Raw genomic sequence first — 14,016 nt, 5'->3', positions numbered from 1 at the left:
CGTAGAACCCCACCTCTATCCTGATGTCAGCCATTGTAAGGGCGCTGTCATTTTCTGGGCGGCACGCACCCTGGCCCCAATAAAGGAGGACCTCATGTCTTCCGACACTCCTTTCAAGTCAATCGACGCTTTCAAGCCAATTGGCAACGTGCGCCTCGGCCTGACACTGACGGCTTCACAAAGCGCTTGCCTGAGATCTCTCACGACAAAACCAGGCCTGCGCCGAAAAGTCACCCGTTTTATGATGGCTCCATCTGCGAAAAGCATTCGTTTTGTCGCTCATGATGGCCTTTGATGAAAACAGTTTCAGCCTCGCTACGGAACGGCCGGATTTCAGCTCCCATTCTATAGATGCGGCGCCTGCATTTTTTAAATTGCGCAACACGGTTCATGCCGTGACGAAACCGCCGTGCCAGCCTGATGATCCTGCCATGCCCGTTCAAGGAAGCCAGATTGATGTTTACCAGAACCACAAGCCGTATCGTGCATTTCGAATGTCCTTTTACCCTTCCTGGCCTTGAGGGTACGCAGCCCGCCGGAGACTATCAGGTCAAGGATGATGAGGAGCAGATTACCGGCATTTCCTGGCTCGCCTACCGGCGGGTGGCAACGCTGATCGAAATTGCCAAGGGATCGACAACCAGCCTTGTCGCCATCGACAATTTGGATCTGGACGCTGCCATGGAAAAGGATCGGACGACATCTCTCACAGCAACCGGATAGCCGCGCAGGGTTCACGAGGAACCAAAAAGACGCGCACTGTTCACACCATCGCAGGCTCCCAGTCCGGGAACGAGCCGGCAGTCAACCCACCGGCGACGGCGTTCTGAAGGGAACCTCTGATGATCAAGACCAAGCGCATCGCATTTATCGGCAATTCGCTTCCAAGGCAGTGCGGGATCGCCACGTTCACCACCGACCTCAGCCACGCCATGTCCAATCCGGCAGAGGGGATCGAGACCAGCATCATCGCGATGACCGATGACAAGCTGAACTACGCCTATCCGGCCAATGTGGTGTTTGACATCCGCGATGGCGAAATCGAGGACTATGTGACCGCGGCCCGTATCCTGAATAATGGAGATTACCGGGCTGTCTCCTTGCAGCACGAGTTCGGTATTTTCGGTGGCCCGGATGGCGAGTTCATTCTCACCCTGCTGTCACATCTGCGAATTCCCGTCATCACCACGTTTCACACCATCCTTGCCGAACCGACACCGTCCCAGAAACGGGTGTTGCAACAGGTAGCCGCCGCATCGAGCCGGGTGGTGGTCATGGCAGACAAGGGACGCGAGTTTCTCGAAAATGTCTATGGCGTGGCCCCCGGCAAAATTGATGTCATCGCCCACGGCATTCCCGACAAAGCCTTCCACGACCCGGAGCTTGCCAAAGGCAAGATGGGCTATAGCGGGCGGCAGATCATTCTGACCTTTGGACTTCTTTCGCCCAACAAGGGCATCGAAGTGGTCATCGATGCCATGCCAGCCATTTTGAAGGTACAGCCCGACGCGCTGTATATCGTCCTTGGAGCGACCCATCCCACGCTGCTACGCCGTGAAAAGGAAGCGTATCGCGACAGCCTGCGCATCCGTGCCGAACAACTCGGCGTCGAACGATCCGTCGTCTTTCTCAACCAATTCGTCGATGTGCCGACGCTCCTGGATTTCATCGCCATGTGCGATGTGTATGTCACGCCCTATCGTGATGAGGCGCAAATGACGTCGGGAACGCTCGCCTACAGTTTCGGCATGGGCAGCGCGGTTGTATCGACCCCTTACTGGCATGCCCGTGAGCTTCTTGCCGACCACCGAGGTATCCTCGTCCCGTTCAGCGATGCGCAGGCGACAGGTGAGGCGATTGCCCGATTGCTTGATAACGACCAGGCGCGTCAGGCGATGCGCCAGGCCGCCTATGAGACGGGCCGCTCGATGATCTGGCCGCAGATCGCGTCGCTCTATCTGAAAAGTATCGAGACAGCGCGCGCGGCCTACCGGCCCCGCCTGATCCGCGACCTCATAACGCAAAGCATGACCCGCCCGCAGCAAGGCGCGAGTTTGAAACTCGGCCATTTCAATGCCATGTGCGATGATACCGGCATCTTCCAACATGCGGTGTTCTCCGTGCCGGACCGTGCGCATGGCTACTGCGTGGATGACAATGCCCGCGCGCTGATCCTTGCCTGCCATCTGGCGGGCGCCGGAGAAACAGGCATCCGTGATAGCAGAACTGCCTCCTTCGCCAGTTTCATCCAGCATGCCTGGAACCCCGACCTGAAACAGTTTCGCAACTTCATGAGCTTTGACCGCCGGTGGCTGGAAGACAAGGGCTCTGAAGACAGCCATGGCCGAACGCTCTGGGCGCTCGGCATCTGCGCCTCCTCCGACAGCGACCGCCCGCGCCGCCACTGGGCAGCGGCCCTGTTTGCCAAGGCGGCCCCTGTGGTCGACCATTTCCACTCGCCGCGGGCCTGGGCCTTCACCCTGATCGGCCTTGACGCCTATTGCAGGGTCACGCCAGAGGACGACATCGCAGCACAGCTGCGCATAATGCTTGCTGACCGTCTGGTGAGGCTCGAACACGAGGTATCGACAGCCGACCGCCATTGGTTTGAAGAGGGGCTTTCCTATGAAAACGCCCGAATTCCGCAAGCGCTGATCGCCACAGGCATAGCAACCGGCTCGGACGAACTCATTGATACCGGCCTCAGAACGCTAGGCTGGCTTATGCAGCAGCAGACGGCTTCCGGTGGCCAGTTCCGGCCGGTCGGCACCGACGGCTTTTTCGATGTTGGCGAAGCGCCCAAGCTCTTCGACCAGCAGCCGGTGGAAGCGACAGCGACGATTTCCGCCTGCCTTGCGGCCTATGACGCCACCCGCGACAAGTCATGGCTGGAGGCCGCCACACGCACATTTTCCTGGTTTACCGGCAGCAACGACCACGGTCTCTCCCTTGTCGATCCGGAAACCGGCAGCTGCCGGGACGGATTGCATCCAGATCGAGCCAATGAGAACCGGGGAGCGGAATCCGTGCTCTGCTACTTGATCTCCTGCTTTGAAGTTGGCCGGGCATCCCGCCTGACGCATGCCGCACCGAAGCTGGCGGAGCTCCAGCAGCTTTCTTAGAGTCTGTCAGGTTCAGATTGAACCAGACAGACTCTCGTTTTTTGTTTTCGTTTGTCTTTTCGGGAAAACCGGTGACCACTTTTCCCTGACAAACTCTAAGCCCTCGTCCAGCGCCCAATCAAAAAAGGATCAGCCTTGCCCAATTCAAGCCTCCTCAATCGGCAGGCCCTCTATCTCCGGCCTGATCCCACCCGTGTCATCGTCCGGCCCTTCAAGCCCTCGACCGAACCACGCCATCTGAACCCGCGCGATAAAAACCGGGCCAATGAAATTGTCGACCGTGTCTTGTCTCTCGATCCGACTGGCACGACGAACCAGCTGCGTGACATTCTCGACAATTTCGAAGGCCGGCATCGCAACCTGCTGCGCCAGTTCGAATTGCGGGCCGATGCGATGGAGGATGCTTTCTCCCAGCATCAAAGCTTCAGTCAGCAGCAAAGACAATTGGTCGGCGCGTATTTCATGAACGAATATTCGTTTGAATCCGCAGCCCTCTTCAATCCGAGCATCGTTGCGCATCCCGACCAGACCGGTATGGCGCAAGGGTGCTGCCGGGTGATCATCAGCCTGCGGGCGGTTGGCGAAGGACATATTTCCTCACTGACCTTCCGAACCGGCATGATTGATGCCGAGGGAGCTGTCACCATCGATCCGCCAGTTCGCCTCGCGGGCCTGCCGCACATCCATGCCAGTGATGGCCTGTCACCGGCAGGCTGCATCGGCATAAGCTTCGACAGTGAAAGCGATCTCAGCGAGCGCGTGATCTTTCCGGTCACGGAAGCCCAATCGAACGGGATAGAGGATGCCCGGTTCGTGGCTTTCGATGACGATGGCAAGACCGTCTATTTCGCCACCTACACGGCCTATAGTGGCTCGTCGATCCGCTCTGAGCTTCTGGAAACTCAGGATTTCCTGAGTTTCACGCTGACGCCGCTGCGCGGTCCGGCAGCCCGCAACAAGGGCATGGCGCTTTTTCCTCGACGCATCAACGGGCGCTTTGCGATGATCGCCCGTCAGGACAGCGAAAACCTCTTCCTGCTGTATTCAGACGACTTGCATCACTGGGACGAGGGACAGGTTTTAATGAAGCCGGAATTTGCCTGGCAGTTTGTTCAGATCGGCAATTGCGGCTCGCCTGTTGAGATTGATGAGGGATGGTTGCTCTTTACCCATGGGGTTGGCCCGATGCGCCGTTATTCGATTGGCGTCACCCTTCTCCACAAGCAGGACCCCAGCATCATCCTGGCGCGCACGGTCGAGCCTTTGTTACAACCGGAGCCAACCGAGCGTGAAGGCTATGTACCCAATGTCGTCTATTCCTGCGGCGCCATGCGCCACGGTGACCTCATCGCCCTGCCCTATGCCGTGTCGGACACCTATTCAAATTTCAGCACCGTGCAGATCAGCGCACTGTTGAGCTCAATGCACCCCGCCGGGCAGACGGGGTGACGATCAACAACAAGCCTCACCCCTTGACGGGCGTCAGACGCAACAGACGCCCCTCACTATCGTCTTCTATAACCCAAACCGCCCCATCAGGGGCAACCGCGACATCGCGGATGCGCGCTTCCATATCCCAACGATCCGCCTCTTCCGCTCCACCTTGACCGTCGAATGTCACCCTGACCAAAGCCATGGATGCAAGGCCACCAATCAGCGCCGAGCCGCTCCATTGCGGAAACATCTGGCCGTCATAGATCGCAAGGCCAGCCGGAGCGATCACCGGGTTCCAATAAACAGCCGGGGCAATAAATTCCGGCCTGGTCGAGTGGCGCGGTATCCGTGTGCCGCTGTAATTGTCGCCATTTGACACCAGCGGCCAGCCATAATTGCCATTGGCTTTTATCAGATTGAGCTCGTCGCCACCCCGCGGCCCCATTTCATGCAGCCACAGTTTTCCATCAAGCCCGAAGGCAAGGCCATAGGGATTGCGATGACCGGTCGTGAAGGTTTGGGCTTTCACGCCGCCTTGATCCGCATAGGGATTATCCGCAGGCGTCGAGCCATCCAGATTGAGCCGCAGAAGTTTGCCCCGCGCCTGGTCGGGGTCCTGCGCCGTATCCGGGCGCATACGGTCACCGACCGTCAGGTAAAGATGCGTGCCGTCTGGATCGAAAGCAATAATGCCGCCGGATTGCCCGCCACCGCCAGCTGGCGTCTGGCGCCAGATCACCTTCATGTCTTCCAGCGATGCGCTTGTAGCGGATGCGGCCAATTGCGCGCGCGACAGAACAAGCCTGCTGCCGGACGATCCTGGTTCCGAATAGGTAAAATAGACCTCACGATTCTTTTCAAAGCTCGGTGAAACGGCGATGTCGAGAAGACCGTTCTGACCTTCGGCGGCCACGGCAGGGACATTGGCAACCGGCGTTTTCCGTCCGTTTTGGAGGACGAGAAAGATCGGGCCCGGCTTTTCCGTCACCAGCATTCGACCATCCGGCAGAAAGGCAATCGCCCATGGGGTGTCGAAGCGTGCGACTTCTTTAGCAGTGAAGGGCTTGGCCGAGGAGACAGGATGATTACCAGCATTGATGCTTTGTGCGTGAGCCGAGGCGATCCATACAGCCCAGACGACCATCACAGATAGAAACTTCATGTCTCCTCCCAAGTACCAAGGTGCAGGCGCCAACGCATCCTCGCCTTGAAGGCATTGCAAATATCTCAATTGCATCAGAGGCTTGAGATATTTGCAAAAGGAATACGAAAGGCCGTCTTTAACGACGCCTTGTATAATGTAGGAGGTTGTGGTTGAGATTAAACCAGACGGATCCTAGTTTTCCGCAACGCAGCGGTTTTCAATGCCCCCTAAGCCCTGTACTTCAACGCGGACGACGTCACCGGGCTTCAGAAATGTCTGGGTCGCAATTCCGACATTTGATGGTGTGCCTGTAATAATCACGTCGCCAGGCTCCAAAGTCATGACCGTCGATAAATAGGCGATCTGGTCATAGATGTCGTAAATCATGTCGCCTGTCGATGAGCGCTGGCGCTCCTCTCCATTCAACGACAAGGTCAATGTGAGGTCATGCGGATCGGCTATTTCGTCATCCGTGGTGATCCAGGGGCCGATCGGGCCATGGGTATCGAATGATTTGCCCAATGTGTAGGTAGGCGAACGGAATTGCCAGTCGCGGGCGGTCACATCGTTTGCGACAAGATAGCCAGCGATCACGCTCCGGGCATCTTCACGGCTCACATGGCGGCAACGTTTACCGATCACGAAACCAAGTTCGGCCTCGTAATCCACCATCTTTGAAACGGCAGGCACGACGACATCACCGTAAGGTCCGTTTATGCAACTGACCTGTTTGTTGAACCACAATTGGCTTTCAGGGGTCTTGATACCCGCAGCCGCCGCTTCTTCGGCATGGGCCTGATAATTCATGCCGATGGCCAGGAATTTTTGTGGATCGGCGATCGGCGCTTCCAGCCGCACATCCGCAAGCAGATAAGACGGCTCTGTGACCGCTTCCAGCGCTGGCCGCAGTGTAGGATAGGCCTCCAACAGCAGGCGCATCGAATGGCCATACTCTGGAACAACAGCAGTCAGATCGACGATCCGCTGATTGTCGACCTTGCCCAGACGGGTGACACCGTCGATTGTGAATCTTGCCAATTTCATAAAAATATTCCCTGTCTAAGACGGCTCGACGGCGCGCATTGAATTGACTGAAATCGCAATGCCGGGGCCGGAAAAGGCAACCATCTGCACCTTCGTGACTTCAAGAATGTCGAGATCGGCCATTCCGTTGACGACATGAGCGCTGAGCGGCAATTGTTCAAATGTCGCCCGGTGCCAAGCCACGCTGCCTTTTGCCGTCCAGCGTTTGAAATCAAAGCCATCGAAATTGATATTGCTGACCCTGCCGCCAGTCTCGGGCGGTGCTGCTGCGGTGGTCACATAAGCAATATCAGCCCCCTCACGTCCGCCGGGACTGGTGCGTGGTACATATTTATAATACATCGACGGACCATTATCCGCTCCGGGAAGTGCTGGTTCATTGCCAGCCTCGACCAGGTCGGTCAGCGAGATATCGAAGAATTTAAAGCCCATCCAGGAGGCAGAACAAACGGCGGTGCCTTCTGCCTTGTCGTGCTCGATTTCCGGAATATCGGCAAACATCTTGGGAAAGCCAAGCTCATCGCGCCCGGTCATGATGGCATCGGGCGCGCCTTCCCAGAGGACGGGACAAAAGGTGCCTTCAAGCGTCTCGGTCTTGCCACGGTAGGTGACTGGAAAATCCACAACAACAATCCCGTAACCACGACCCGCAAGCCAATAGAGATTCTTGAACCAGGCGCAGGACACCGTCACCAGAGGCTCGCCGCGCAGTTCCATGCCCGGCGGAAGCAGTGCCTCGAGCTTTTCGGGCAATGTTCTGTAGGTAACGGCCATCCACTCGGCGTTCATCCGGCCTGTCTCCTCTGCCGCCCACATGCCACCGCCGGGCTTTTGGCGGGGTCCAGGGGCTGGTCCGAAGGACAGTGGCATTCGATACCGGAACGCAGGATTTAATGTAAAACTCATTTTCTAACCTCTCCCAGCCAGCCAGGACGCCGGCACGACCGTTAAATACCAAGTCTCGACGATGTTGACCACATCTAAAACCTGAGAAAACTTCGAATATCTCAAATCTATCAAAGCCTTGAGATATTCAAGAGTGGAATACGAACTACCATTTTCAGTGATACTTCGCATAAATCTCAGCCAGAAAGCGCCGAAACGGCCTTCTCTGAAAAAATCTAGATGGTCGGATCGAAAGCAATGCCCGGGCGCAGAAACGAAGGCGTGGGTGGCGTGCCCCACAGATTGAGCCAGCGTCCCGCCAGCCCCTCCGAAATGTCCCAGCTGCGCGGTTCATAGGTTGCATCATTGTCGATCCGATCGAGTTCGATGGAGTTCTCGACCAGGCATCCGTGCGGATCGGCATAATAGGTGAAGACATTGCCACCCGCACCGTGACGGCCCGGACCCCAGACCAAAGCGCGCTCTTTTCCGGCAAGATTGTCGGCAATCGTCTGAAGATCCTGAAGCGAATGCAAGTCGAAGGCATAGTGATGCAATCCGCTTTCGCCCGGCCCCATGGCAATCGTGTGATGGTAGCCGTCTTCGGCGCGATACCAGCGCAAGGCACCGTCTTCCGTCATGTCCGAAAGCTTCAGCCCGAGCACTTTGACGCAGAAATCACCATAGGCAGCGGTATCAGGTGCGAAAGAATTGATGTGCTCAATCCGGCGCGGGCGGGCACCCGGTGTGGAATAACTGTATTGACGGGGCTGGCTGCGGGCGATTGGCGTATGAACTTCGAAAATCGTCCCACCAGGCGCAACCAGGCGAACGGCGCGGTCATAATGTTTGCCCAGGGGCCGGTCCGACAATATCTCCAGCCCATCGGATTTTGCACGCTGATAGATCTCGTCTACCGCTTGCGCATTCACAGCCTCCAGCCCACAGGCAACCGCCTTTCCGTCACCCTTGATATAGGTAACTTCGTGGTGACGGTCATTGCTGGAGAGATAGACTGTTTCTCCATCGACTTCAGTGATCCTCAAGCCCACGACATCGCACAGATCCTGTGCGGCACCCAGAGGATCAGGCGAAGAGATCACCACGTGGCCCATTTGTCTGATAAGATAGGTCATTGCATTTCTCCTTACAGCACGGATTGGACCGCAGGACGGCTCTCAATCCGCGTGAGATAGGTCTGGATATTCGGCCAGGCGGAAAGATCGATGTCGCGCAGTTTCGCCCATCCGAGAATGACGAATGCGTAAGCGTCCGCGATCGAAAACGTCGTACCGGCGAGATAATCGCTTAGCCCCAGACGGCGATCAAGCACGCCGAAAACCCGCGGCAACAAAGCCGTTTTGGTGATTTCGGCAAAATCCGCTGGCGTATTCGGCCGCATCAGCGGGGTGAAGGTCTTGTGCAATTCGGTTGCCACGTAATTGGTCCATTCCAGCACGCGGTAGCGGGCAAGATCGCCGGGCGGTGGCAAAAGGCCGGTTTCCGGCGCCTGGTCAGCGAGATATTGCAGGATGACCGCACCTTCCGTCATCACTTCGCCATCATCAAGCACAAGGGCCGGAACCTGGCCCTTCGGGTTCACCTGAAGATAGCTCGTTCCATCCGGAAGCGTTTTCTCCCTGAGATTGACCGGAATGGACGAGGCGGCGATACCGGCCTCTTGCAGAACGATGCGAGATGCGGTGGAGCAGGTGCCGGGCGTATGGTAGAGTTGCATGCTGTAATCCTGATGAATGGTGATCGATGGTTGCCGGTATGCTGCCTGCGGTGACAGCATACCGCTGTGCCGTCAGGGCTGTTTTGGGGGCGCGATCTTGTTCACGCCGCTCCAATGCTCCGCCAGACGCTCGTCTCGAAGCCGATAGGCATCGAAAACGAAGTAGTCGTAGGTTTCGCCCGGCTTGTCGGGGTCTGGCTGCGGCAGATAGGCGGCAACCACGACCATATCGCCTTCCGCCACCATGAAAGCGGGAGGGATGCGCATCTCCGCCGGCTCCGGGACTGGTCCGTTTGGAAATACCGATTGCACAAACCGTTCCAAGCCTTCGCGACCGGTCGGAATATGGCGGCTGTGCTGCTTATAATCCTCAGTGACGAAATCCTTGACGGCTGCCGGGTTCTGGCCATCGAACACCCGGCGGTAAAACTCCCGGACCAGATGCTTGTGGCGTTCAAGTTTCGCATGGTCATGGCTCTTCGTGTCGTGCATGACGTCGATCTCCTCTTGATAAAGTGATTGTGAAAGTGTCGCCGGTTCAGATCGAACCAGGCTCAGGGCCCCTTGCGGGGGGAAAGACCGAGGCTGCCGCCCAGGTCGAAAGCCAATGCCGCGTAAATGACGACACCGTTCTTTTCTCTTCCGGTTGAGTAATCAGCCAGAATGGAATTGTTGGGATTGATAATATAGGCGGCACCGAAATCGAGAATCCCGTTGCCGAAGAATCCTGTACTCGCATGCACGTCGACCATGAACGTGTCCTGCGGCTGTTTCTGATTGACGCCCGAGAAGAACCGCCGGGCATTCTGTTCATACTGCGCGCGCTCTTCACTCAAGCGGATATAGTGAACGGAGGCCCCAACTGTCGCGAGCGGATTTTGCTTCCAGAACCCGGAATATTCGACACCGGCATAGGCCTCCCATGGATAGGCTTGTCCATCGCCGAACGTATGGAAAAGACCACCATAGACAGCCAGGTTTTCAGGAATCGGGCCAGCGGATGGCGCACTCCACACGACCTTGCGAACCTGCCCGTAGACGCCGCTCGTTCCGCCGTCATGATTAACAATCCTGGTATTAGCTCCATATGTCGGATTACCCCAACCGCTATTGTAAAGCGCATCCTCGTAAGACGTGGAACGGTGATAGGCACCGACCTCGTATTTCAGAGGATTGTCATTTTGAAAGAAGCTTTCATCATGACTGATATTGGCAATGGCTATATAACCTTTTGAATCACCGGTTCCCCAATCCCATCCATCGCCATTCTGCCAATTGTCCGAATTGTCCTCGATGGCTCCAAATCCCAGCGTGGTTGTTTGATCGAGTCGATAGGCCAGTCTCCCACCCCAGACAGACAGTGCTTCGCCTGGCATGTTGAGGGTGATTGCCGGCGTTGAGGGGACGCAGCCAATGCCACCACAAAACCCCTTTTTCATAAAATCGCGATTGAGACCCATCCGTCCTGCTTCAACGGTCAACCGGTCATTAAAAAGGTCGCCCTCAATGGTTAAACGGGTCAGATCCGTATCCGAATTGACGATAGGGACGGGGAAAAAGGCATTCGAAAGATCAAACAGGTAATTGTCAACATTGTGAGTCGGGGCGTTGATGGTCTCGATCAGATTGACCCGAAGATCAGGTGTCAGATTGCCGGTAACGCCTAAAATGAACATCCCGTAATTGGCCGAGGAGCCACCTGCTGCCCCAAAAGAGGGGGCATTCTGATAGAAATCGACAAAATCGAGTTGAAGATCGATACCATTGTCATGAAGAGTTCTCCCCACGCTGGCCAAGGGGCCGGAATAGACCGGACCGGGCATGGCACCCTCGCCAGGTGGTGTGTCGCTCGACGGCAGTGCCGTATCGGCTGCTGCGGCAGGCATCAAGGATGCAAGCAGCAAAGGCACTGCCAGCAGATTTAAAGTTCGCATTGTCACCCTCCCATTTTTATCATTTGTTATTCCGCTGCGATTGGACTGCCGGAGACCTCCTCTTTGTTGCCCCGGTTTTGCGGTGGTGATGCTGCAAGAATGGCAAAGAACGCGACCACGCACAGGGTGATGATCGTGATAAACACCCATTCATATGTACCGGTTTGATCGAAAACGGCCCCTGCCGACCCCGCGCCAATCGCCGCACAGAGCGTCGATACCGGCATCATCGAACCCAGAATGGCGGAAAACGATGCCTTGCCAAAATAATTGCCCAGAAGAGCCATCAGGCAGACCTGCGAGGCACCATAGCCAATGCCGGCAGGAAGCGCATAGAGCAGGATACCGGTAAAGCCTACGGGCTTGATGACCATGCAAAAGCCGAAAATAATCAACACCATGCTTGCGGCCGAGATCAGTGATGGTGAAATGCGATCCCCCAGGAAACCGGCGGTCATATTGCCAATGAAGGAGGCGACGATAATGACCGCGACGGCGTTAGCGGCTTCAGCAGGCGAGTAGCCGACATCACGCAGATGCACCACGCCATGAGCCATCAGGAAGATCCAGGCGACCCCTGCGATGCTCATATAGGTCAGAATAAGCCAGTAAGCCTTCGTTCCCAGTGCTTCGCGCAGCGTCCAATGAACCGAACTCTTGAACACCTTGCTGTTTTCGCGTGCGAAGGAAGGAGCAGGATTTCGGGAAATGTAATTTTCGACCCGCCGCTCATCGAGCGCTACATAGGCGGTTATCATCGCAATGAGCGCCGATCCGGCAATAAGCCACCAGGCTGTACGCCAATCGCCTGATATCGCCATCAGTCTTTCAAGCGCCGGTGGAGAAAAGAAACCGCCAATTTCGACTGCTGAAAATACGATGGAGACAGCCAAGGCCCGGCGTGCATGAAACCATCTCGTCACGATGGTCTGGGCTGGCAGCATGCCGGCAATGCAGACGCCGGAACCCGCCAATAGACCAAAAGCCACGGCATATTGCCAGCCATTATGCACGACAGTCGCCATGGCAGCCGACCCCAGGAACAGCACAAGGCATCCGAATGCAACTGTTGACCGATAACCGAATTTGCGGATCAGCACTGCAACGACAGGGGCCTGAAAACCCATCATCATCACGAAAAGGCCAAAGCCCATACCGAAAACCGCTCGATCCATATTGAGATCGGTGATCATTCGGGCGTTGACGACCGCGGTACCGATACTTGGCACCGCCACGACCAGCAGCACGATTGCCCATAGCGCGCCCAACACCTTGGCAGCCTGAAAACTGTATTCGAAACCTTTATTTGCCCGAAAATTGGCAGGGGCATGCGTCTTATTCGACTGCATAAAAAATCCTCCTCTTGTTGACCGTCGACGGGCCGCCTCCACAGCCCGCCTACAGCTCAAATCCGTCGCGGGCTAAGCAGCGCGATCAGGCAATCCACCTGCAAACATCGAGAATGGAGCAAGGCCCATCATCCGCCGACCGAAAATCTCGGCCGTTGGCTCCAGCCTGACCGCCCCATGCAGCATTGCCACCCGGATATCGCGCACGAACCGTTGGAATGGATTGCTCTCATGGGCGGTTGCCGAGCCGATATTGAGCTGCAGGATGCTGACGGCATTGTCCAAGGTGTGCGCGGCGTAGACGTTTTCCATCATCGTCGCCTGTTCCAGCTCCTCTGAGACCTCGCGCCCTTCCGTTGCGTGGCGATCCAGAAGATCAGCAGCGCAAAGAGCGGTGGTTTCCGCCATCTTGATCATCGCATAGGCCTTTGCAGCACAGACCTGCGTCGATGCCATTTCGGCCACCCGGGGATAAGGCAGATTGAAGGGTTGCTGCTTTCTCGCCATATCGATGTAGGATTCCAGCGCACCACGAGCCATCCCCAGCACAATCGCCATATGGGTGAGATTGGTCATGATCATCAGACCACGGCCATCGAATTTGCTGGCAAAGCCCTGGAACCGCTTGCGTGTCCCATCCATGCGAACGGGGAAATCGGCCATGTCCATAAAACGGTGATCGGGAACGAACTGCTCTTCGGTCACTGTCAGGCTGTTGGAGGACGTGGCCTTCATGCCCATAACATGCCAGTTGTCGATGATTTTGACCTGCTCGGCCTTCAAAACCGCCATAGCGCGGCCCATATGGCCCGGCGCAACCTCATAATCGACACCAACGGCAATCCATTTGGCATGTTTGCAGCCGCTGCCGAAATGCCAGGAACCGCTGACCATCCAGCCGCCCTCGACCCGGCGCGCCGAACCAACCTTGGTGGCAAAGATCGATGCGCCGGCGGCCAGTGGGCCAACCCAGTCACGCCCATCCGCAAAGATTTCATTCACAGCCTGATCAGGAAACGCCAGGATATTGCGAAGGCCGCCGGCGACAAATGCCATCCAGCCCGCCGCACCATCGCCTCTGCCAAATTCCGTGACGATTTCAACGACGTCGCGCGCTCCGAGAGCATGTCCGCCAAAATCCGTTGGCAATGTAAGCTTGAACGCACCAATATCGCTGAGGGCTTTCAAGCTTTCAGGCGCCAGAGCACCCAATTCCTCGCCTTCCTGGGCGTGTTTGCGCAAGAGTGGCACCAATGCCGCAGCCTTGGCACGGATCTCACGGCCAACCTCGGTGCTATAAGGAGAGATGGGGGGATTGGGCAGTACATAGTCAAACTGCTTTGCGTTCATTTCCATGGGATTTCCT

13 protein-coding genes are annotated in these 14,016 nt (G+C 56.6%); 4 read left to right on the top strand and 9 right to left on the bottom strand.

Features of this window, described 5'->3' with window-relative positions:
• Positions 1 to 94 precede the first annotated feature (94 nt).
• The 4 genes from FS819_RS19920 to FS819_RS19905 all read left to right on the top strand — a co-directional run bounded on the left by FS819_RS19920 (position 95) and on the right by FS819_RS19905 (position 4,571).
• Positions 95 to 295 (top strand): hypothetical protein, encoded by a 201-nt coding sequence (locus FS819_RS19920; RefSeq protein WP_156547340.1) that lies wholly within the window; start codon positions 95 to 97, stop codon positions 293 to 295.
• 161 nt (positions 296 to 456) lie between these two features.
• Entirely contained in the window at positions 457 to 723 is a 267-nt protein-coding gene (locus FS819_RS19915; RefSeq protein ID WP_156547339.1) for a hypothetical protein, read from the top strand.
• Between the two features lie 119 nt (positions 724 to 842).
• On the top strand, positions 843 to 3,122 hold the full coding sequence (locus tag FS819_RS19910; RefSeq protein WP_156547338.1) for a glycosyltransferase family 4 protein: 2,280 nt from the start codon (positions 843 to 845) through the stop codon (positions 3,120 to 3,122).
• Positions 3,123 to 3,257: 135 nt separating this feature from the next.
• Positions 3,258 to 4,571 carry a glycoside hydrolase family 130 protein gene (locus FS819_RS19905; RefSeq protein ID WP_156547337.1) on the top strand — a complete coding sequence of 438 codons (1,314 nt, stop codon included), beginning with the start codon at positions 3,258 to 3,260 and terminating at the stop codon, positions 4,569 to 4,571.
• A gap of 16 nt (positions 4,572 to 4,587) precedes the next feature.
• On the opposite strand, the gene FS819_RS19900 is transcribed toward FS819_RS19905, so the two are convergent.
• The 9 genes from FS819_RS19900 to FS819_RS19860 all read right to left on the bottom strand — a co-directional run bounded on the left by FS819_RS19900 (position 4,588) and on the right by FS819_RS19860 (position 14,006).
• Positions 4,588 to 5,718 (bottom strand): PQQ-dependent sugar dehydrogenase, encoded by a 1,131-nt coding sequence (locus FS819_RS19900; RefSeq protein ID WP_156547336.1) that lies wholly within the window; start codon positions 5,716 to 5,718, stop codon positions 4,588 to 4,590.
• Between the two features lie 174 nt (positions 5,719 to 5,892).
• On the bottom strand, positions 5,893 to 6,744 hold the full coding sequence (locus tag FS819_RS19895) for a fumarylacetoacetate hydrolase family protein (RefSeq protein ID WP_156547335.1): 852 nt from the start codon (positions 6,742 to 6,744) through the stop codon (positions 5,893 to 5,895).
• Positions 6,745 to 6,759: 15 nt separating this feature from the next.
• Complete coding sequence (locus FS819_RS19890; protein ID WP_156547334.1) at positions 6,760 to 7,650, bottom strand: acetoacetate decarboxylase family protein; 891 nt, start codon at positions 7,648 to 7,650, stop codon at positions 6,760 to 6,762.
• Between the two features lie 215 nt (positions 7,651 to 7,865).
• The gene (locus tag FS819_RS19885) at positions 7,866 to 8,765 is read right to left on the bottom strand and encodes a VOC family protein (protein ID WP_156547333.1); all 900 of its coding nucleotides are present in this window, start codon (positions 8,763 to 8,765) and stop codon (positions 7,866 to 7,868) included.
• Between the two features lie 11 nt (positions 8,766 to 8,776).
• Positions 8,777 to 9,367 (bottom strand): glutathione transferase GstA, encoded by a 591-nt coding sequence (gene gstA, locus FS819_RS19880; RefSeq protein ID WP_156547332.1) that lies wholly within the window; start codon positions 9,365 to 9,367, stop codon positions 8,777 to 8,779.
• A 72-nt stretch (positions 9,368 to 9,439) separates the two neighbouring features.
• On the bottom strand, positions 9,440 to 9,859 hold the full coding sequence (locus tag FS819_RS19875) for a nuclear transport factor 2 family protein (protein ID WP_060717227.1): 420 nt from the start codon (positions 9,857 to 9,859) through the stop codon (positions 9,440 to 9,442).
• A gap of 62 nt (positions 9,860 to 9,921) precedes the next feature.
• Complete coding sequence (locus FS819_RS19870) at positions 9,922 to 11,253, bottom strand: carbohydrate porin (RefSeq protein WP_234890361.1); 1,332 nt, start codon at positions 11,251 to 11,253, stop codon at positions 9,922 to 9,924.
• Positions 11,254 to 11,327: 74 nt separating this feature from the next.
• Positions 11,328 to 12,650 carry an MFS transporter gene (locus tag FS819_RS19865; RefSeq protein ID WP_071205688.1) on the bottom strand — a complete coding sequence of 441 codons (1,323 nt, stop codon included), beginning with the start codon at positions 12,648 to 12,650 and terminating at the stop codon, positions 11,328 to 11,330.
• 72 nt (positions 12,651 to 12,722) lie between these two features.
• Complete coding sequence (locus FS819_RS19860; protein ID WP_012653700.1) at positions 12,723 to 14,006, bottom strand: acyl-CoA dehydrogenase family protein; 1,284 nt, start codon at positions 14,004 to 14,006, stop codon at positions 12,723 to 12,725.
• Positions 14,007 to 14,016 lie beyond the last annotated feature (10 nt).

It is taken from the genome of Allorhizobium sp. Av2 (assembly GCF_021462805.2).
GTDB classification, from domain to species: domain Bacteria; phylum Pseudomonadota; class Alphaproteobacteria; order Rhizobiales; family Rhizobiaceae; genus Allorhizobium; species Allorhizobium vitis_G.
This window is presented reverse-complemented; position numbering and strand designations above follow the sequence as displayed.

Coding starts and splice junctions, on each gene's coding strand:
- FS819_RS19920 (WP_156547340.1), top strand. CDS start 95: ATGTCTTCCGACACTCCTTTCAAGTCAATCGACGCTTTCAAGCCAATT.
- FS819_RS19915 (WP_156547339.1), top strand. CDS start 457: ATGTTTACCAGAACCACAAGCCGTATCGTGCATTTCGAATGTCCTTTT.
- FS819_RS19910 (WP_156547338.1), top strand. CDS start 843: ATGATCAAGACCAAGCGCATCGCATTTATCGGCAATTCGCTTCCAAGG.
- FS819_RS19900 (WP_156547336.1), bottom strand. CDS start 5,718: ATGAAGTTTCTATCTGTGATGGTCGTCTGGGCTGTATGGATCGCCTCG.
- FS819_RS19895 (WP_156547335.1), bottom strand. CDS start 6,744: ATGAAATTGGCAAGATTCACAATCGACGGTGTCACCCGTCTGGGCAAG.
- FS819_RS19890 (WP_156547334.1), bottom strand. CDS start 7,650: ATGAGTTTTACATTAAATCCTGCGTTCCGGTATCGAATGCCACTGTCC.
- FS819_RS19885 (WP_156547333.1), bottom strand. CDS start 8,765: ATGACCTATCTTATCAGACAAATGGGCCACGTGGTGATCTCTTCGCCT.
- gstA (WP_156547332.1), bottom strand. CDS start 9,367: ATGCAACTCTACCATACGCCCGGCACCTGCTCCACCGCATCTCGCATC.
- FS819_RS19875 (WP_060717227.1), bottom strand. CDS start 9,859: ATGCACGACACGAAGAGCCATGACCATGCGAAACTTGAACGCCACAAG.
- FS819_RS19870 (WP_234890361.1), bottom strand. CDS start 11,253: ATGCCTGCCGCAGCAGCCGATACGGCACTGCCGTCGAGCGACACACCA.
- FS819_RS19865 (WP_071205688.1), bottom strand. CDS start 12,650: ATGCAGTCGAATAAGACGCATGCCCCTGCCAATTTTCGGGCAAATAAA.
- FS819_RS19860 (WP_012653700.1), bottom strand. CDS start 14,006: ATGGAAATGAACGCAAAGCAGTTTGACTATGTACTGCCCAATCCCCCC.